Annotated in this window: 17 protein-coding genes; 9 read left to right on the top strand and 8 right to left on the bottom strand. The window is 65.7% G+C overall.

Annotated elements, in window-relative coordinates; all coding sequences use genetic code 11:
• Nucleotides 1–62: 62 nt before the first annotated feature.
• Nucleotides 63–995 carry a diiron oxygenase gene (locus ABZ789_RS07330; protein WP_358421138.1) on the top strand — a complete coding sequence of 311 codons (933 nt, stop codon included), beginning with the start codon at nt 63–65 and terminating at the stop codon, nt 993–995.
• 105 nt (nt 996–1,100) lie between these two features.
• On the opposite strand, the gene ABZ789_RS07325 is transcribed toward ABZ789_RS07330, so the two are convergent.
• Nucleotides 1,101–1,943, bottom strand: a complete 843-nt coding sequence (locus ABZ789_RS07325; RefSeq protein WP_358421135.1) for an IclR family transcriptional regulator — start codon at nt 1,941–1,943, stop codon at nt 1,101–1,103.
• 378 nt (nt 1,944–2,321) lie between these two features.
• On the opposite strand from ABZ789_RS07325, the gene ABZ789_RS07320 reads away from it, so the two are divergent.
• Nucleotides 2,322–3,635, top strand: coding sequence for a bifunctional o-acetylhomoserine/o-acetylserine sulfhydrylase (locus ABZ789_RS07320; RefSeq protein ID WP_358421132.1), 1,314 nt, complete (start codon nt 2,322–2,324; stop codon nt 3,633–3,635).
• A gap of 89 nt (nt 3,636–3,724) precedes the next feature.
• On the opposite strand, the gene ABZ789_RS07315 is transcribed toward ABZ789_RS07320, so the two are convergent.
• The 5 genes from ABZ789_RS07315 to ABZ789_RS07295 form a co-directional block, all read right to left on the bottom strand.
• Nucleotides 3,725–4,090: a hypothetical protein gene (locus ABZ789_RS07315; protein ID WP_358421129.1), complete on the bottom strand. Its 366-nt coding sequence runs from the start codon at nt 4,088–4,090 to the stop codon at nt 3,725–3,727.
• A complete protein-coding gene (locus tag ABZ789_RS07310; RefSeq protein ID WP_358421126.1) occupies nt 4,087–4,791 on the bottom strand; it encodes an ABC transporter ATP-binding protein in 705 nt (234 codons plus the stop codon). The genes ABZ789_RS07315 and ABZ789_RS07310 overlap by 4 nt, the downstream gene beginning before the upstream one ends.
• The gene (locus ABZ789_RS07305; RefSeq protein ID WP_358421123.1) at nt 4,788–5,531 is read right to left on the bottom strand and encodes an ABC transporter ATP-binding protein; all 744 of its coding nucleotides are present in this window, start codon (nt 5,529–5,531) and stop codon (nt 4,788–4,790) included. The genes ABZ789_RS07310 and ABZ789_RS07305 overlap by 4 nt, the downstream gene beginning before the upstream one ends.
• Nucleotides 5,524–7,794 (bottom strand): ABC transporter permease, encoded by a 2,271-nt coding sequence (locus tag ABZ789_RS07300; RefSeq protein ID WP_358421120.1) that lies wholly within the window; start codon nt 7,792–7,794, stop codon nt 5,524–5,526. The genes ABZ789_RS07305 and ABZ789_RS07300 overlap by 8 nt, the downstream gene beginning before the upstream one ends.
• 65 nt (nt 7,795–7,859) lie before the next feature.
• Nucleotides 7,860–9,257, bottom strand: coding sequence for an ABC transporter substrate-binding protein (locus ABZ789_RS07295; protein ID WP_358421253.1), 1,398 nt, complete (start codon nt 9,255–9,257; stop codon nt 7,860–7,862).
• Nucleotides 9,258–9,534: 277 nt separating this feature from the next.
• On the opposite strand from ABZ789_RS07295, the gene ABZ789_RS07290 reads away from it, so the two are divergent.
• A complete protein-coding gene (locus ABZ789_RS07290; RefSeq protein ID WP_358421118.1) occupies nt 9,535–11,199 on the top strand; it encodes a class I adenylate-forming enzyme family protein in 1,665 nt (554 codons plus the stop codon).
• A 24-nt stretch (nt 11,200–11,223) separates the two neighbouring features.
• On the opposite strand, the gene ABZ789_RS07285 is transcribed toward ABZ789_RS07290, so the two are convergent.
• A complete protein-coding gene (locus ABZ789_RS07285; protein WP_358421115.1) occupies nt 11,224–12,102 on the bottom strand; it encodes an amidohydrolase family protein in 879 nt (292 codons plus the stop codon).
• 193 nt (nt 12,103–12,295) lie between these two features.
• Between ABZ789_RS07285 and ABZ789_RS07280 the strand changes: the two genes are divergently transcribed.
• From ABZ789_RS07280 to ABZ789_RS07265, 4 genes are all read left to right on the top strand, one after another.
• A complete protein-coding gene (locus ABZ789_RS07280; protein WP_358421112.1) occupies nt 12,296–13,279 on the top strand; it encodes an ABC transporter substrate-binding protein in 984 nt (327 codons plus the stop codon).
• Nucleotides 13,280–13,378: 99 nt separating this feature from the next.
• Nucleotides 13,379–14,347 carry an iron chelate uptake ABC transporter family permease subunit gene (locus tag ABZ789_RS07275; protein ID WP_358421109.1) on the top strand — a complete coding sequence of 323 codons (969 nt, stop codon included), beginning with the start codon at nt 13,379–13,381 and terminating at the stop codon, nt 14,345–14,347.
• A complete protein-coding gene (locus tag ABZ789_RS07270) occupies nt 14,334–15,344 on the top strand; it encodes an iron chelate uptake ABC transporter family permease subunit (protein ID WP_358421106.1) in 1,011 nt (336 codons plus the stop codon). The genes ABZ789_RS07275 and ABZ789_RS07270 overlap by 14 nt, the downstream gene beginning before the upstream one ends.
• A complete protein-coding gene (locus ABZ789_RS07265; protein ID WP_358421103.1) occupies nt 15,341–16,099 on the top strand; it encodes an ATP-binding cassette domain-containing protein in 759 nt (252 codons plus the stop codon). The genes ABZ789_RS07270 and ABZ789_RS07265 overlap by 4 nt, the downstream gene beginning before the upstream one ends.
• A gap of 27 nt (nt 16,100–16,126) precedes the next feature.
• Here ABZ789_RS07265 and ABZ789_RS07260 read toward each other — a convergent pair whose 3' ends face one another.
• Nucleotides 16,127–16,645: a ribonuclease H gene (locus ABZ789_RS07260; protein WP_358421100.1), complete on the bottom strand. Its 519-nt coding sequence runs from the start codon at nt 16,643–16,645 to the stop codon at nt 16,127–16,129.
• A gap of 108 nt (nt 16,646–16,753) precedes the next feature.
• Between ABZ789_RS07260 and ABZ789_RS07255 the strand changes: the two genes are divergently transcribed.
• Nucleotides 16,754–17,677, top strand: a complete 924-nt coding sequence (locus ABZ789_RS07255) for a DNA-3-methyladenine glycosylase 2 family protein (RefSeq protein WP_358421250.1) — start codon at nt 16,754–16,756, stop codon at nt 17,675–17,677.
• Nucleotides 17,678–17,720: 43 nt separating this feature from the next.
• Complete coding sequence (locus tag ABZ789_RS07250) at nt 17,721–18,200, top strand: MarR family transcriptional regulator (protein ID WP_358421097.1); 480 nt, start codon at nt 17,721–17,723, stop codon at nt 18,198–18,200.
• The last annotated feature ends 5 nt before the right edge of the window (nt 18,201–18,205 follow it).

The following is an 18,205-nucleotide window of genomic DNA, read 5'->3' as shown; positions in this document are numbered from 1 at the left end:
TGTGCGCGGTGTCACGCTAACCTAGATAACAGTTACCAGTCGTCACACTAAAAGGTGGAGACATGACCGCATCGCTAACCCGCGAGACCAGCAAGGGCTTCGTTCCCGGCGTCGCACTGTCCGATCGCGAGGAAACGGCCGCACGGCTGCTCGCCTCGTCGGCGCGCAAGTCGTACGACCCTGTCGTCGAGGTCGACTGGGAAGCCCCCGTCCCGGACGACAAGTTCGGCATGACACCCGAGTGGAGCACGCTCTACGGCACTGCACTGTGGGACGAACTCACCGACGAACAGCGCATCGAGCTGACGAAGCACGAGGCCGCGAGCGTATCGAGCGTCGGCCTGTGGTTCGAGATCCTGCTCATGCAGATGCTCCTGCGTGACGTCTACGACCGCGACAAGCATTCGCGCCACGTCCAGTTCGCTCTCACCGAAGTCGCCGACGAGTGCCGCCATTCGGTGATGTTCGCACGCGCCGGCGAGCGACTGAACATGCCGGGCTACGGGCCTGCGCGTTACATCCACCAGCTCGGCCGCCTGTGGGGCCACTTCTTCAAGGGCGCCAACGCCTACGCCGCCGTCATGGCTGCCGAGGAGATCCTCGACATGATGCAGCGCGACTTCATGCGCGACGAGCGGGTCCAGCCCGTCACCCGGGCGGTGTCGAAGATCCACGTCCTCGAAGAAGCGCGTCACATCCGGTTCGCCCGCGAGGAGGTGGCACGCCGCCTCGCCGGGGCGAGTCGTGCACGACTCGCCATCGAGCGTTTCAACACCGCCCTCGTGGTGTTCTTCGTCGTCAAGAGCATGATCCACCCGGACGTCTACGCCAATGCCGGCCTCGACCGCGAACGCGCGCTTCGGGAAGCCAAGGGCAACAAGCACTATCACGATCGGGTGCGCAAGTCGGGCGCCAAGCTCATGACCTTCCTCGACAGTGTCGGCCTCGTCGGCGGACCGTCGAAGATCCTCTACAAGAAGGTCCACCTGCTCTGAGGGGGGGCCAGCCCGAAACGACCGCGTGCGCAGTTCTTGCCGTCGATCCCCAGAGGGTCCACGACGAGAACTGCGCACGGGTCGTCTGTAGAGCAAGTGGTGGCGTCAGCCGACCTTTTCGGTGGCACCGGCCAGAGTGTCGTCGCGCTCCTGCTCCGGGAAGAGCAATCGCGTGATCTTCCGGGCGGTGTCGGCCACGATCGGAGCCACCCATTCCAGACGGGTCGAGCGGGCATCCGCGGCCAGCGACAGAGCCGCGACCGGACCGTCGACACCGCGGAGCGCGACACCCACACATCCGATGCCGCGTGCCGCCTCCTCGCGCTCGAAGGCGACACCGCGGCGCTTGCGGATGCGATTGAGTTCCTGATGCAGCGCCACCTGGTCGCGGATCGTGCGCTCGGTGCACGGGATCAACTGCTTGCCGTAGAGGGCATCGATGCGTTCGGGTTCGAGCCACGCCAGGATGGCCTTTCCGGCCGCGGTCGCGTAGGCAGGGAATCGTCCGCCGACACGCGACGGCACGCTGGACACGAGCTGTCCACCGACCTTGTCGAGGTAGAGCACCTCGTTTCCTTCGAGGACCGTCAGATGCACCACGGCACCGGTCTGCATCGCCAGGTCGTGGAGATGCGGTGCGGCGGCCTCCCGGATGCGGCGGTGCCCGGTGTCGCTGCCACCGAGGCCGAGAGCACGCGAGCCGAGGCAGTACCCGAAGGATGCGTGCTCGATCCAGTCGCGGCGAACGAGATGATCGAGGATCCGGTGCACAGTCGAGCGCGGCAGACCCGAGCGACAGGTGACCTCTTCGAGAGTGAGGGCGCCTCGACTGTCGAATGCCTCGAGGATCAAGGTCATCCGGTCGACCATCGATGGCGGAAGTTCACGCTTCGCCGAGGTTCCGACGGGCTCGAGCGAGGAGTCGACGGCGGTCAACTGCACCTCCATAAGTCCTGGCCACGACCCTGCGCGCCTCATGAAACTGGAATCTGTTCCAGTACGTTAGCAGTATCACAGGGGCCACCGGAAGAGGTGCACACAGACTGTAGGTACGCCGCTGCGAAGACTTCGACGGGAGGGAATCCCTACGTGTCTGGTCGGGATCGGCCGGACAGGTTATTGTCGGGACCGTGAGCAAGACGTACGAGTGGTCGGCACAGCGACCGCACCGTCGTGCACACCTTTCGTGTATCTGCGGGTGCCGGGCCCGCTGACCGCCGCACCCGCCCCTGCCCCCACGACGGCCACCCCGCGGTGGCGTCGTGCCCGAGGCCCGAAGGTCAGCACGTCGACGATCCGACCATCTCCCGAATCCGGAGCAGAACCATGAGTGACACCACCCCCGACGCAATCGACCCCAGCGCGAACTGGAGCTTCGAGACCAAGCAGATCCACGTGGGCCAGCCCGCCGGCGGCGACACGAAGGCCCGGGCGCTCCCGATCTACCAGACCACCAGCTACACCTTCGACAGCACCGATCACGCCGCAGCGCTGTTCGGCCTGGCCGAGCCGGGCAACATCTACACCCGCATCATGAATCCGACGCAGGACGCGGTCGAGCAGCGCATCGCCGCCCTCGAAGGTGGCGTCGCCGCCCTTCTGCTCGCGTCCGGCCAGGCCGCGGAGACCTTCGCGATTCTCAACCTGGCGCAGGCCGGCGACCACATCGTGTCGAGCCCCTATCTCTACGGCGGCACCTACAACCTGTTCCACTACACGCTGCCCAAGCTGGGCATCGAGGTCACCTTCGTCGAGGATCCCGACAACCTCGACCACTGGCGCGAGGCCATCCGCGACAACACGCGCGCGTTCTTCGGTGAGACGATCGCCAACCCGAAGAACCACATCCTCGACCTGCCCGGCATCTCCGAGGTCGCCCATGAGAACGGGCTGCCGCTGATCGTCGACAACACGGTCGCCACTCCCTACCTGCTGCGTCCGCTCGAGCACGGTGCCGACATCGTCGTGCACTCCGCCACCAAGTACCTCGGTGGCCACGGAACGGCGATCGCCGGCGTCATCGTCGACGGTGGCAAGTTCGACTGGACGCAGGGCCGGCATCCCGGCTTCACGACACCCGATCCGAGCTACCACGGTGTCGTCTTCGCCGACCTCGGTGCACCGGCCTTCGCACTCAAGGCGCGCGTGCAGCTGCTGCGTGACGTCGGTGCGGCGGTCTCGCCGTTCAACGCATTCCTCATCTCGCAGGGCCTCGAAACGCTGAGCCTGCGCATCGAACGGCACGTGGAGAACGCCCAGAAGGTCGCCGAGTTCCTCGAGAGCCGCCCCGAGGTCGCATCGGTCGCGTACGCCGGCCTGAAGTCCTCGCCGTGGTACGACCGCGCGCAGGCGCTGACTCCCAAGGGCGCGGGCGCAATCGTGGTGTTCGAACTCGCCGGCGGCATCGACGCAGGCAAGCGGTTCGTCAACGCGCTGACCCTGCACAGCCACGTCGCGAACATCGGCGACGTCCGGTCGCTGGTCATCCACCCCGCGTCGACGACGCACTCTCAGCTCACGGTCGACGAGCAGTTCGCCGCGGGCGTCACTCCGGGCCTCGTGCGGCTCGCAGTGGGCATCGAGCACATCGACGACATCCTCGCCGACATCACCGCGGGCCTCGAGGCCGCAGGTAGCTGATCCGACGGGTTCGACGACGAGCGACGGCCCATCCTCCCGTAAGGGGGATGGGCCGTCGTTTGCCGTATCGACTCTCGGCACACCGGATGTCAGTCCTTGCGCACGACAGCCTCCGCGAACCGCTCGGCCTGCGCGCTGCTCTCGAGCAGTTGCCTGACCAACCACAGGCTCAGGACACGGGTGACGGCAGCCGCGAGATAGACGGCAGCGCCGACCAGAGTGATCGCCACGAATCCCAAGGCCAGCAATTGATAGGACAGCAGGTCGCGGGCGTCGGACAGTGTCAGCGAGGCGATGTAGACGACGAAGACCGCCGCCGCCCCGACCACCATCAGAATCAGGCCGATGATCCGGGCTTTTCCACCCGATCCGGAGCGGGGAGCGTCGAGCCCCAGTGCCGCGACATCCTTCTTGAACTGTTCACGTCGTTCGTCGACGAGTGCGGTCATGGTCATCCTCCTAGATAGGTGGTGGAAAGTTCTTCTTCGATTTCCGCCGGGTCACCGGTACGCACCACGCGGCCCTGCAGCATCAGCGCGGCGCTGGTGGCGATCGGAAGGACTGCACGTGCGAACTGCTCGGCGACGAGAATCGATACACCCTCGGCAGCGAGTTCGCCGACGATGTCGTAGATCTGGGAAACGATACGTGGCGCCAAGCCCATCGACAGCTCGTCGAGGAGCAGCACCGTCGGATGGGTCCCCAGCGCCCGCGACAGCGCGAGCATCTGCTGCTCGCCACCGGACATCGAACCGGCCAACTGCGACCGTCGTTCACCGAGCACCGGGAACCGGGTATAGGCCACCTCTTCGAGGTCCGCGAGCGACACCCCGGTGCCCGTCGCGATCCAGAGGTTCTCGCGCACAGTGAGGTTGGGGAAGACGCCCCGCCCTTCCGGAATCGAACACACGCCCAGGCGTGCGAGTTCGGCTGCGGACACCCCGTTGACGACACGGCCGGCCAACCGGAACTCTCCCGAGGACACGGGATGGATTCCGGAGCACACGCGCAGAGTTGTCGTCTTCCCACCGCCATTGGGTCCGAGCAACGCGACCACCGTTCCGGGTCCGAGCACGAGGTCTACACCGTGCAACACCTCGATGGCTCCGTATCCGGCTCGGACACCGGACAGTTCGAGCAAAGGTTCGGTGCTCATACCGCCTCCTCTTCGGTGCCGATGTAGGCATTGATCACTGCCGGATCGTTCTTGATCTCGTCCGGAAGACCGCTCGCCAGTACCGCCCCGTAGTCGAGTACATGGATCCTCGAGCAGATCTTCATCACGAGCGGAATATCGTGTTCGACAAGACATATCGCGAGTCCGTCGTCTGCCAGTTCACGGAGCAGGCCGGCGAACGCCTCGGTTTCCTGCTCCGTCTGCCCGGACGCGGGCTCGTCGAGCAGCAGCACGCGCGGGGACGTCATCAACGCCCGAGCGACCTCCACGACGCGAGCCCGGCCGGTGGGAACATCCGAGACGTCCGTGTTCGCGATATCGGACAGTCCGGTCAGCTCGAGAAGGCGATCGGCTTCCGCATCGACGTCGATCTTGTTGTTTCCGTTGGCATTGTGGATGTCACCCGCTACCCGGAGATTGTCCCGTACGGAAAGCGACACGAACAGCTCGAGGCGCTGGAAGGTGCGAGCCATACCCATCCGAGCCCGTTTGTACGGCGGCAGGGAAGTGATGTCCCGGCCGTCGAGGAATACCTTTCCGGCCGTGGGGCGCTGCAAGCCGGTGACAGTGTTGAACAGCGTCGTCTTCCCGGCGCCGTTCGGGCCGATCAGCCCTGTCACGGTTCCCGGTTCGATTCCGATGCTCACGTCCTTGACGGCGACGTGACCACCGAATCGCACGGTGATGCCGCGAGTTTCCAGAATCGGTGCGTCAGCCATGGGGGATCAATTCCTTCTCCGAACCGGCGGGGCGAACAGGCAGATATCCGTCGATGCCGAGTTCACGATCGATCTCCTCCCGTGCGTGCGCACTGTAGGGCTCGTCGATACCCACCCGCTCCGGGATCAGGGGCGCGCGGCGCTGTGCTTCTTCGGCACCGAGCACCGCTTCGGGCATCAGCCACCGGCCCATCACCGGGAGCATGAAGACCGTCGCGATGGTGATCGACGCGAACCACCAGTTGTCGAGCACACCGAGGAGTGCGAGCAGATACGACACGAGTACGACCGCAGCACCTCCGGCCAGGACGGGTTTGGCGTTCTTCAGGTGACGGTAGCCCTCCACCATCTGGTGGACGCTGCCGCTCGGATTGGCGGCGACGCCGATACCGATCAGGGCAGGGCTGACCGCGGCGACATGCCCGAGGAATGTCCACATGCCGGCCAACTCCGGTTGGTCCGCAGCCAGATTCGAGAACGACACCATGATGACGGCGAAACCGACACCCGACAGCAGACCGCCGAACAACGCGCCGGAGACGTATCCGATTCCAGCGACGACGGTGAGCATCAGCAGCGACAGACTCACCATGATCGAGAAGCTCTCGTTGGACACCGAGCCCATGGCGCTCGACATGAACAGACCACCCAGGCCTGCGATACCTGCCGAAAGGGTGAACACCCCGAGCTTGAGACGCACCAGGCTCTGGCCGAGCATGGCCGTCGCGGCAGGACTGTCCTTCATTGCGGCGAGCCGCCGTCCATAGCCGCTGTTGCGCAAGGCGATGACGCCCACACCGAGAACGGCGAAGAGCACCGTCACCGTCATGAGGAAGGTCGTCTCGTTCCGCAGGTCCAGCGGCCCCACCTTCAGCGGCGGTATCGCGATGTTGCCGTCGGTGAACAGCGAGAACTTGATGCCGAACAGCTCGTGCTGCGTGGTGTCGCGCAGCACCATGTTCGACAGGAACACCCCGAATGCCATGGTGGCCAGAGCCAGATAGAGACCGCGCAACCGCAGGGCCGGGAGCGCGATGAGCCCGCCGATCACCGCGGTAACAGCCACACCGAGCGCGACGCCCCACAGGTTCAGGTGGGCGGCCAATCCGCTTCCGGAGATACCGAAATGGAATGCCACGATCGTGGCGATGGCCCCGAAGGACACCGGCGCCAGGTTCATCTCACCGGCATATCCGGTGAGCAAGGTCAGCGACAGCGCGATGATCGCGAAGGTCATGCCGATCGTCAGCGTGGTGATCGCCGACGTCACCATCAGCAAGCGAATGGCGTAGACGATGACGACGAGCGCCACCGCCCAGGCGACAGCCTTGCGTACCGACGGCACGTGATAGCGCTCCCTGGTACGGACGACCGCGCCGCGCAGTCGATCCTGCGGCAGCACGACGAGAACCACGAACAGCGCGATCATCGGCAGGGACACCCGCAGGTTGGAGGTCCACGTCCAGGCGGTCGGGAAGTAGGCGAGCACATAGGTGGCCGCCAGGCCGAGGAACAACGCTCCCGCGAAGGTGCGCGGAATACTGCGCAGCCGGCCGAACATCGCGGCCGCGAACGCGTCGATGACGAGCAAGGTCAGCATGTTCGCTTCGAGGGTGCCGCCGTTGATCGGCGTCACCAGGACACCCGCGAGGACCGCCAGCGTCGAACCCATCATCCAGGACAGCGCTGCGAGCCGGTCCGGGTCGTGTCCGTTCAACCGCAGTAGATCGGGATCGTCGACCACGCCTCGCATGGCCACACCGGCGCGCGTGCGAACGAACATGACGCGCAGTCCGATTGCGATCAGCGCCGCAGCCGCAAGGCAGATCAGTTCGTGGTAGCGGATGGCGACGCCGAAGATCTCGATCTTCGCCTGGTCTCCGAAGAACATCGACATGGTGCGGGCGGTCTCCGGATGCCAGAACCAGTGCGAAACCGAGAGCATGCCGAGCAGGATCGACACCGTGACGACAATCTTGGTGACCTCGGCGGTGTCGCGCATCCCGCGCATGATCACGACATAGAGCAGCAGGCCCATCATCGGACCGAGCACGCCGAGCACGAGCAGCAGTGCGACCGGCGTGGGCAGACCCCAGCCGTAGCGCAGTTGCCAGTAGGCGAACGCCCCGAGCATCGCCTGCGCGCCGTGGGCGAAGTTGAAGATGCCGGACGTGTTGTAGGTGAGAACGAGGCCCGATGCAGCGATCGCGTAAACCGATCCGAGCACCAGCCCCACGACCGTGAAGGTCAGAAAGGTGTCCATGCGAGTACCTCTGGTCGGGGTGCCGGCGAGCGCGTGTCACGCCTCGCCGGCACCGTGCCCTCGGATCAGACGGTCGGTCTGATGACGTTCGGGTTCAGGTATTTCGTCGCGATGCGATCGGGGCCGAGTTCGGTGCCCCACGTGCTCGGATCGGTGGCGACGCGGTAACGGTCGTCGCACTCGAAGGTGCCCGCCTCTGCCGGGAACGCCTGGGTGTACTCGGCACCGGTGAGCTTGACGACGAGCCCACAGGTTGCCGGCATGTTGTTGCCCGGATCGGTGACCGCGTGCAGGCCACCTCCGTCCCACTCGTTGATCTGTGAGAGCTCGTCGATGACGCACTGACGGGTCAGATCGGATCCGCACGCGTCCGCGGCGGTCGCCCACAGCAGGAACGACGAGGTTGCCTGCATGCCGAGCAAGGCGGTCTTTCCGCCCTGTTCCGAAACGAGGTCGACGTACTTCTTCACGGCCGGGACCGCGTCGGCGTTCTCGATCATCTGGAAGGTCATGCCGGCGTGCAGATTGTCGAGCAGGCCGTTCTCGCCGTTCCACGCCTGAGCGGCGTTGCCGTACCAGGTGGCCTCACCGAGCAGGATCGGATCGATGCCCGCCTGGTCGAGCGCCTTCACGAAGTTGAACTCGGCCGGGACCGGAGAACGCGAGGTCCACAGACCCTTGACCCCGCACTGCTTGAACTTCTCGGCGAAGGGCGCGTAGCTCGACTCCCCCTCGTAGTTGAGCGTGACCCCGCAGTTCTTCAGTGTGAAACCGGCGGCCTTCGCGATGGACCGGATCTTGGTGCTCGCCGAGATGATCGTGGGCATGGTGCTGTCGACGACGTCGAAATCGCCGACCAACTCCGGGTACATCTCGGCGATCTGGAACCACTGCGAGCCGTTCGCATAGTCGACGGGGAACGGGACGCCCTGGTAGGTCATCGGGCCGTTGGCCGCGTCGGGAGACACCGTGAAGGCGGGAACAGCAGCGAGATTGCAGGCGACACGTGTCTGCTCGGAAGTCTGGTCCATGGCGAAGCCGTGGCCGACCATCATGAACTCGCTCGCGCACGCGTTCTGCATCATGGCGTTGGCCTGCATCATCGCAGCGTCGTAGTGGGTGCCGACGATCGTGCGACCGTTGATGCCGCCTTGCGCGTTGCACCAGTCGATCATGGCGGCGACTGCGTCACCGATCTCCTTGTTCAGTCCGGGGCTCTTCGAGTAGCCCCGATCGTCGCCGTAGCCGATCCGGATCTCGGCATCACTCACCCCCTGATCGGTGCTTCCTGCAGCGTCACCGGGACCGCACGGGGATGCGAGGGTTCCGAACGACTCCTCGGCCGATTGGGCAGCCACCGCGCCGACGGCACCTGCCGGGGCGAGCGCGCCGGCCGACGGGTCGGCACCGCGGTCCGACGCACAAGCGGACGTTGCCACTACGATGGCGAACAGGCTCGCCATCGATTTCGATGCAGCACTGAGTTTCACGACGATGTACTCCTTCGTCTCGGTCTGGGCCGAGGCGCGATGAGGGGCGCCGGACAGTAGGCCGGGTGCCGCGAAGGTAGCCATCCGGACGAATGAGACTTGCGCCACTCCCACTCACCGAGACTGTTCTGTGACTGTCGACACAGCACGTAGGATCAGGTGTACTCCGTCACTCGGATACAGCCACCGAGCCCCTGTGTCCGCCCTGCCACGCGACGATTACGTGCGGGATCCCCAGAAAGGCGAATCCTTGACAGCACCAGCAGATCTGCAGCAGATGATGCAGAAGGTCGTTCTTCGGCTCACCGGCCCCGGCGGCCGGTTCGAGATCGTGGAGGAGGACGTTCGCGGCAATCGCATGCAGGTGATGCGCAACCGCGATCGCCGCGTCGGCGACCTCGTCGCCGAGTCCCGCCGGTGGGGAGATCGCGACTACATCGTCACCGCCGACCGCCGCATCTCGTTCGTCGAGCACGCCGATGCGGTAGCCGCGCTCGCAACCGCACTGCGTGACGACTACGGCGTGGGCAAAGGCGATCGTGTCGCCATCCTGGCAGCGAATACACCCGAATGGATCATCACGTTCTGGGCCACCCAGTGCCTCGGCGCGATCACGGTAGGGCTCAATTCCTGGTGGACGCCGGCCGAAATCGCTTACGGAGCAGAGCTCGTCGAACCGAAGGTGATCGTGGCCGACGCCAAGCGCGCCGCGCATCTCGCCGCAGCCGACGTCTCGGGATTCACCTTGCTCGGCATCGAGGAGGATGTGCCCCGGATCGTCGCGGAGCGGTCCGGCGCGGAACTGCCGTCCGCCGATGTGGACGAGGACGATCCCGCGGTCATCCTGTTCACCAGCGGGACGAGCGGACGCCCCAAGGGCGCCTTGCACTCGCATCGCAACCTGCTCGCGGTGGTCGACTACCACCGCTATTCGGATGCGCTGGTCGCAGCTATGCGGCAGGTCCCCTACGACGACTCGGTACCCAGCGACAATCGATATCTGTTGGCGTCACCTCTCTTCCACATCGCGAGCCTGCACAATCTCGCGGTGCCGCGACTGGCGACCGGCAGCGCGGTCGTCATGACCGAGGGCGCATTCGACATCGACAAGGTGTTCTCCCTGATCGAACAGGAAAGGGTGACCAACTGGGGTGCCGTGCCGACCATGGCTGCCCGCATGCTCGAGCACGAGAACCCCGGTAAGTACGACCTGTCCTCGCTCACGGCGTTCGCACTCGCCTCGGCGCCGTCGTCTCCCGCGCTGAAGCAGCGGCTGCGCGAGAAGTTCACCTTCGCCGACCAGGCGTTGGTGGACAGTTACGGTTTGACCGAGTGCAGTACGGCCGTCGCCGTGGCCACCGCCCCCGAACTCGAAGCGTTCCCGGGCACACTCGGTAGCCCGATCATCACCGTGAGCATGGAGATCCGCGATCCGTTCGGCGAACGGGTACCCGACGGCACCGAAGGCGAGGTGTGCGTCCGCAGTCCCTATGTGATGCTCGGTTACTGGAAGGATCCGGCGGCCACCGATGCCGCGATCACCGCCGACGGATGGTTGCGGACCGGCGACTACGGCACGGTCGAGAACGGCCGCCTGCGGTTGACCGGGCGACGCTCGGACCTGATCCTGCGTGGTGGGGAGAATGTCTATCCGACGGAGATCGAGCAGCGTCTCGACGAGCACCCCGATGTTGTGGAGAGCGCCGTGATCGGCGTCGACGACGACGATCTGGGGCAGGAGGTCGCAGCTGTCGTCGTGCTGCGGCCCACGAGCACCGTCACCGAGGACGATCTGCGGTCGTTCTGCGCCGAACGGTTGGCCTACTACAAGGTCCCCACCGTCTGGCGGATCACGCAGGATCTGCTTCCCCGCAACGCGACAGGCAAGATCGTCCGCCGCGCCGTCACCGTCTGATCAGCGGTACGCCGCGACCGTGCTTCACCCGTCCAGGCCGAACAGGGCAGCAGCATTGTCGCGGCACACCGCTCGTATCCAGTCACTGTCGGGCGCAACGCGTTCGAGCACCTCGAGCTGGTGGATATAGCCGTAGGGGATGTTCGGGAAGTCGCTGCCCAGCAGGATCTTCTGCCGAAGCACGTCGAGACGGGGCAGCTCATCCGACGGGAACGGGGCATCCTCCTCGGCGAAATCGGTGAACGCCATCGTCGTGTCGAGGTACACCCGCTCGTACCGTTCGGCGAGGTCGAGGAACTCGCGGTATTCGGGCATGCCCATGTGCGCGACGATCACCGTGAGTTTCGGGTAGCGGCGCATCAGCTCCTCCATCGGCGCGGGGCCGGTGTGCGTTCCGGGCGCCGGCCCCGACCCGCAATGCACGACGATGGGCACTCCCGCGTCCTCGAGCACACCCCACACATCGTCGAGGAGCGGGTCGAGCGGCGAATAGTCCCCGACCTGAATATGGGATTTGAACACGCGAGCGCCCGCGCCGATCGCCGACGCCACGTAATCCTTCGCGTCCGGCTCCGGATAGAACGTGGCGGTGTGGAGGCAGTCGGGAGTCCGTGATGCGAAATCGGCCGCCCAGGAGTTGAGCCACGCCGCCATCTCCGGTTTGTGCGGGTACAGCATGGAGGTGAACCGCCGCACCCCGAACTCGCGCAGACGAGCGACACGTCCCTCCTCGTCGTGCCGGTAGGTGATCGGCCACGGGCGACCGATGAGCGGTCCTGCCGAGTCGAAGTACGCCCACACCTTGTCCATGACCTTGCGAGGCATGAAATGCGTGTGGACATCGACGAGGTGGTCGATCCCGTGGTTGCTACGGAACCGGGCGATCCGCTCGACTTCGTTCATGACGCGACCGTACCCGGCCGGGCTTCTATCACTGCGAGAGCGGCAATTGAAAGCCCTCATCGGAGCGATCCATGTCACAAGAGCCGATGGCGACAAAGGATTGCCTAACCAATACTATGTGACCGTTGCATTACCAAATGTTGAGCGTTTTGGCTTTCGTCACGACGCCCACCCGCCCCCTCGGAGTCACACCGTGAAATTGAACTTCAAGCGAATGCTGTTCGCCCCGGCCCTCGCCGGCGCGCTCGTCCTCACCGGCTGCGGGGACAGCGGTTCCGACGAGACCACCTCCGAGAACGGCGCGACCGTCACCGTCGAGACCAACAACGGTGAGATGGAAGTTCCGGCGAACCCCGAGCGCGTGGTCGCCCTGGACAACAAGTCGTTCGAAATGCTGCGGGACTGGGGCGTCACGCCCGTCGCACTGCCGAAGACCCTCCTCCCCAACACGGGCTTCGATCAGTGGCGCGAGGACGAGTCCATCCTCGATGTCGGTACGCATCGCGAGCCGAAGCTCGAGCTCGTCAGCGAGGCCGAGCCGGATCTCATCATCGGCGGATCGCGCTTCACCGAATTCACCGACGAGCTGTCGAAGATCGCTCCCGTCGTCGACGTCTCCGCGCTGGACGACTCCGAGGGCGGCTACATCCAGGGACTGAAGGACCAGACCCTGGCGCTCGGCCAGATCTTCGAGAAGGAAGCCGAAGCCGAAGCGATCGTCGCCGAGCTCGAGTCCGCAACCGCGGCTGCCCAGGCAGCCACGAACGGTGAGACCGTATTCCTCTCCGTCGTCTCCGGCGGCAAGATCGACAACGGCGCGGGTCGTATCGGCCGTCTGCTCGAAGGGGTGAACCTGAAGGATGTCTTCGCCGGTGACGCCGGTGACGTCCACGGCGATTCCGGCCTGGCTCCCGAGACCATCGCACAGGCGAACCCCGACTGGGTGATCGTGATGGATCGCGACGCCGCCACTGCTGTCGCCGGCGAGGAAGCTCCGCAACCGGCCGCCGCCGTCTTCGACGCACAGGAAGCGTTCGCGGACACCACCTTCGCCAAGAACGGCCAGATCATCTACCTGGACGGCGATTTCTACAAGCGTGAGGGCATCGAGTCCTACACCGAGGCGTTCCGGCAGATCGCCGATGCCTTCGAAGCCGCGAACACGTCGGCTCGGTAAGTCCCTGTTGCTCAGCGCTCCGTAAGCAGCCTGCCCCGGCCCGGATCACGGGCCGGGGCAGGCTGCATGCGCGAGTGCACTTCTCGAGATCCGAGTCCCATGACGAAGAACAAAGTGCTGCTGCCGGTGATCTCGGTGGTCGTGCTGGCACTGATCGTGGCGTCCCTGATGGTGGGCGGCTACGACATCACCATCGAGTCGCTGATCAACGACCCTGCGGCCCGCGAGATGTTCTTCATCTCCCGCGTGCCGCGCACCCTCGCCCTGATCTTCGCGGCGGCCGCGATGAGCATCTCGGGCGTGATCATGCAGTTGATCACCCAGAACAAGTTCGTCGAACCGACCACCGCGGGCACGGCACAGTGGGCCGGTCTCGGGCTGCTGGCGACATTGATCGTCGCTCCGAACGCCTCGCCCATGACCAAGATGGTGATCGCGGTGATCTTCGCGTTCGCCGGCACGATGGTCTTCATCGTCGTCCTGCGCCGGATCGCTCTGAAATCGTCGATCATCGTGCCGCTCGTCGGCATCATGCTCGGCGCGGTCGTCGGCTCGATCACCACCTTCCTGGCCGGCAATTTCGACCTGCTGCAATCCATGTCGGCCTGGCGCTCGGGTGGCTTCAGCAGCGTGGTGCGCGGCTTCTACGAACCCCTGTGGGCCGTGCTCATCGTCGCGGTCCTCGCCTATCTGCTCGCCAACCGGTTCACCATCGCCGGTCTCGGTAAGGATCTCGCCACCAACGTCGGCCTCAAATACGAGCAAGTCGTCTTCCTCGGCGTCACCCTCGTTGCCGTCGCGACCGGTGTCACCACCGTGGTGGTGGGCTTCATCCCGTTCCTGGGCCTGATCGTCCCGAATCTCGTGTCGATGATGCTCGGCGACGACATGCACAAGAACCTGCCGTGGGTCGCCGTCATCGGCGCCGGGCTGCTTCTCGCGTGCGATCTCGTGGGCCGCACGATCGTCGCTCCGATGGAGATTCCCGCGTCCGTCGTCCTCGGCGTCGTCGGCGCCGTCGTCTTCATCACTCTGGTTCTGAGGCAGCGTCGTCATGTCAGTGCTTGATTCCGTACGCACGCGGGCCGTTTCGGCCGGTAAGGCCGAACGTCGCCGTCTGTCGCCGGGTGTGCGTCTGGCGATCGTCGCGGTGATCGCCGCATTGGCGGTCGCCTGCTATCTGTTCCTGTTCATCCGCGGTTCGTTCGACTTCACCTTCCCGCGCCGTCTCACCGTCCTCGGAGCCATGCTGGTCGCGGCGTTCGCGCACGGCATGGGAACGGTCGTGTTCCACACGGTCACGGACAACCGCATCCTCACGCCGTCCATCATCGGGTTCGACTCCCTGTACACGTTGATGCAGACGCTGACCGTCTTCTTCTTCGGAGCGACCGCGATCGCGACGTCCGAGGGCATCCCGAAGCTCGTGCTGCAGACCGCCCTCATGGTGGCGTTGGCGACCTTGCTCTACCGCTGGCTGTTCTCCGGGCGTTTCGGCAGCCTGTTCCTGATGCTGCTCGTGGGCGTCGTGCTCGGTATGGCCTTCGACAGTCTCTCGACGTTCATCCAGCGGGTGCTCTCCCCCACCGAGTACGACATGCTCTCGGTCGAACTGATGGGCCGGCTGTCCTCGGTACCCGGCGACTATCTGCCTCTCGCGTTCGGCATCTGCATCGTCGTCGGTGTGATCCTGTGGCGTCGTCGTCACCGCCTCGACGCACTGCTGCTCGGACGCGACACCGCGACCAACATCGGTGTCGCTTACAAGCGCGAGCTGACGCTGATGCTCGTCCTCATCGCGCTGCTCGTGGCGTTCGCGACCGCACTGGCCGGACCGATGACCTTCTTCGGTTTCCTCATCGCCACCCTCGCCTACCAGATCACAGGTTCGTACAAGCACCAGTACGTCATGCCCATGGCCTTCCTGCTCGGTGTGACGACCCTGGCCTTCGGCCAGTTCTTCATGCAGCACGTCTTCTACGCGGGCGGATTCCTGACGGTGATCATCGAGTTCGTCGGCGGCATCTTGTTCCTGTTCATGCTCCTGAGAAAGGGAACGCTGTGATCGAGTTCCACGACGTCTCGATGTCGTACCTGGACAAGCGGGTCCTCGGCCCAGTCTCCGGCACGATCCGCGAAGGCGGCATCACGTCGCTCATCGGACCGAACGGCGCCGGCAAGTCGACGCTCATGACGATCATCGGGCGCCTCCTCCAGCCCACCACCGGCACCGTCACCGTCGGCGGGCTCGACGTTCATTCCACGAAGACGCAGGAACTCGCCAAGCATGTGTCGATCCTGCGGCAGGAGAACCACATCACCGCGCGCCTGACGGTCCGCGAATTGGTCGGCTTCGGCCGGTTTCCGCACTGCCAGGGCCGGCTCACCGCGGAGGACGAGCGGCATGTCGACGAGGCGATGGAGTTCCTCAACCTTACCGACTTCGCCGACCGCTTCCTCGACCAGCTCTCCGGCGGACAGCGGCAACGCACCTTCGTTGCGATGGTGCTGGCGCAGGACACCAAGTACGTCCTGCTCGACGAGCCGCTCAACAATCTCGACATGAAGCACGCCGTGCTGATGATGCGTCAGCTGCGACGCGCAGCGGACGAACTCGGCAAGACGATCGTGCTCGTCATCCATGACGTGAACATCGCCGCCGCGTACTCCGATCACATCATCGCGTTGCGTGACGGTCTGATCGTCACCAGCGGCCCATCCGCCGAGATCATGCAGGACGAGATCCTCACCGACGTGTTCGACACCCCCGTGACCGTCCACGACATCAACGGGCAACCCACAGCCGTCTACGCACGCTGACGGACCGGGATCCCCGCCGGGGGCCGCTCAGAACAGGGTCAACTCGGCGTCGTCGACGCGCTTCGCCGGCTTGTGCGCGACCACAGGCGTGCTGGGCACCTCGATCGGACCGGGACGCGCCGCGATCTCGCGGGCGGCCTGCCCGGCGAGGGTGTCGGCCATCTCGTTGAAGTGGTTGCCGACGTGGCCGCGCACCCACCGGAAGCGCACCGGACCGGTGCGCTCGGTGAGTTCGTGATCGATGGCGCGTACGAGCTCGAGGTTCTTCACCGGCGCGCCCGTGGCCGTCTTCCAGCCCTTGCGCTTCCATCCGGGCAGCCATTCGGAGGCGCACTTGATCGCGTACTGCGAATCGGATTCGATGATCATCGGCTCGGAACCGGGATGCGCGCGCAGCGCCTCGAGCACCGCTCGGAGCTCGGCGATCTGATTCGTGCCCGAACGCTCGCCGCCCGAGGCGCTGGGCCCTTCGTGATTGACCCACGCCCACCCGATGGCGCCGCCGGGATTGCGAAGGCAGGATCCGTCGGTGCTCACGATGATCATGCGCCCGACCATAGCCGCACCCTCCGACACCGCGAAAGTCGGCTCCAGCGCCCGGAGTACGGTAGGACGGTGACCGTGTCCCACGAGCGTGACCGTCGCATCGCGAGGGTGGTGGACGACGCACCTCTCGATACCCGCGTGCGCGTGCCGTGGCCGGTCGATGTGGTGCGCACCCTGCGCCCGCTTCAGCGCGGGCCGTGGGATCCGTGTCATCGCGTCGTCGCAGGCGCCGTCTGGCGCACCTCCCGCATGGACACCGGAGCCGTGACCTACCGGCTCACCCAGGACGGCCCGCACGGCGCGCGGTGTCTGGCGTGGGGTCCGGGTGCATCCGAACTGGTCGAGCGACTGCCGGCGCTGCTGGGCGCCGACGACGACCCGTCCGGCTTCGTTCCGGAGCACCCTCTGCTCGTCGAGGCTCACCGGCGCATGCCCGCCCTGCGGATTCCCCGCACCGGCCGGGTGCTCGAATCCCTGGTGCCGGCCGTCCTCGAACAACGCGTGCACGGGGTGGCGGCGTTCGCCTCGTGGCGGCGCCTCGTCACACGGTTCGGTGATCCGGCGCCGGGGCCGGCACCGGAAGGTATGCACGTCCCGCCGTCGGCACAGACGTGGCGGACGGTGCCGTCGTGGGAGTTCCATCGTGCGAATGTCGATCCCGGGCGGGCACGAACCCTCGTGCGATGTGCCCGGCTCGCCGACTCCCTCGAGCGACTCGTGCACGAACCGGCCGCCGAGGCCCGGCGCACGCTGCGGGTCGTGCCGGGAGTAGGAGTGTGGACGGCCGCGGAGGTCGCACAACGCGCGTTCGGCGACGCCGACGCGCTCTCCGTCGGCGACTACCATCTCGCGAAGGTCGTCGGGTGGGCACTGCTCGGCAGGCCTCTCGACGATGCGGGCATGATCGAGTACCTCGAACCGTTGCGCCCCCAACGATATCGGGCCGTACGACTGATCGTCGAGTCCGGGGGATTTGCACGCGTGCCCAAGCGCGGGCCCCGCACGCCGATCACCGACCACCGACAGCGGTGACGGGGTCTCGATCCACCATCGGCGTGCTCGTAGACTCGACCGCATGTCCGCCACCCACGACGCGGCCGGTCCCGATCGCCTCGGGCACCTTCCCAGCTACCTCATGACCCAGGCAGCGCGACACGTACATCGCGTCGTGTTCGACCGACTCGATTCCACCGACGCCCGCGGACACCACTATCGAATCCTGGCAGCCCTCGCGGAGTACGGTCCGTCCAGCCAGGTCGACCTGGCCCGACGCTGCGGCCTCGATCGCAGCGACGTCGCGGCCACCGTCGACGCGCTCGTCGATCGGCGGTACGTCGAACGCACTCCCGACCCTGCCGATCGGCGGCGCAACATCATCACTCTCCCGAGCAGGGGTCGCAGGCGGCTGTTCGATCTCGAACAGGTGCTGACCGAAGCGCAGGACGAGGCGTTCGCACCCCTCGACGCGGACGAACGCGACCTGCTCTGCTCGATGCTGACCAAGCTCGTCGAACATCACACGCGGCCGGCGTCCGTCCCTGCGAAACAGCCGTAGGCTTG

It is taken from the genome of Rhodococcus sp. NPDC047139 (assembly GCF_040643435.1).
Classification (GTDB): domain Bacteria; phylum Actinomycetota; class Actinomycetes; order Mycobacteriales; family Mycobacteriaceae; genus Rhodococcus.
This window is presented reverse-complemented; position numbering and strand designations above follow the sequence as displayed.

Excerpts from the sequence above, each read along its gene's own strand:
- ABZ789_RS07330 (WP_358421138.1), top strand. The coding sequence starts at position 63 with ATGACCGCATCGCTAACCCGCGAGACCAGCAAGGGCTTCGTTCCCGGC.
- ABZ789_RS07325 (WP_358421135.1), bottom strand. The coding sequence starts at position 1,943 with ATGGAGGTGCAGTTGACCGCCGTCGACTCCTCGCTCGAGCCCGTCGGA.
- ABZ789_RS07320 (WP_358421132.1), top strand. The coding sequence starts at position 2,322 with ATGAGTGACACCACCCCCGACGCAATCGACCCCAGCGCGAACTGGAGC.
- ABZ789_RS07315 (WP_358421129.1), bottom strand. The coding sequence starts at position 4,090 with ATGACCATGACCGCACTCGTCGACGAACGACGTGAACAGTTCAAGAAG.
- ABZ789_RS07310 (WP_358421126.1), bottom strand. The coding sequence starts at position 4,791 with ATGAGCACCGAACCTTTGCTCGAACTGTCCGGTGTCCGAGCCGGATAC.
- ABZ789_RS07305 (WP_358421123.1), bottom strand. The coding sequence starts at position 5,531 with ATGGCTGACGCACCGATTCTGGAAACTCGCGGCATCACCGTGCGATTC.
- ABZ789_RS07300 (WP_358421120.1), bottom strand. The coding sequence starts at position 7,794 with ATGGACACCTTTCTGACCTTCACGGTCGTGGGGCTGGTGCTCGGATCG.
- ABZ789_RS07295 (WP_358421253.1), bottom strand. The coding sequence starts at position 9,257 with ATGGCGAGCCTGTTCGCCATCGTAGTGGCAACGTCCGCTTGTGCGTCG.
- ABZ789_RS07285 (WP_358421115.1), bottom strand. The coding sequence starts at position 12,102 with ATGAACGAAGTCGAGCGGATCGCCCGGTTCCGTAGCAACCACGGGATC.
- ABZ789_RS07275 (WP_358421109.1), top strand. The coding sequence starts at position 13,379 with ATGACGAAGAACAAAGTGCTGCTGCCGGTGATCTCGGTGGTCGTGCTG.
- ABZ789_RS07270 (WP_358421106.1), top strand. The coding sequence starts at position 14,334 with ATGTCAGTGCTTGATTCCGTACGCACGCGGGCCGTTTCGGCCGGTAAG.
- ABZ789_RS07260 (WP_358421100.1), bottom strand. The coding sequence starts at position 16,645 with ATGATCATCGTGAGCACCGACGGATCCTGCCTTCGCAATCCCGGCGGC.
- ABZ789_RS07250 (WP_358421097.1), top strand. The coding sequence starts at position 17,721 with ATGTCCGCCACCCACGACGCGGCCGGTCCCGATCGCCTCGGGCACCTT.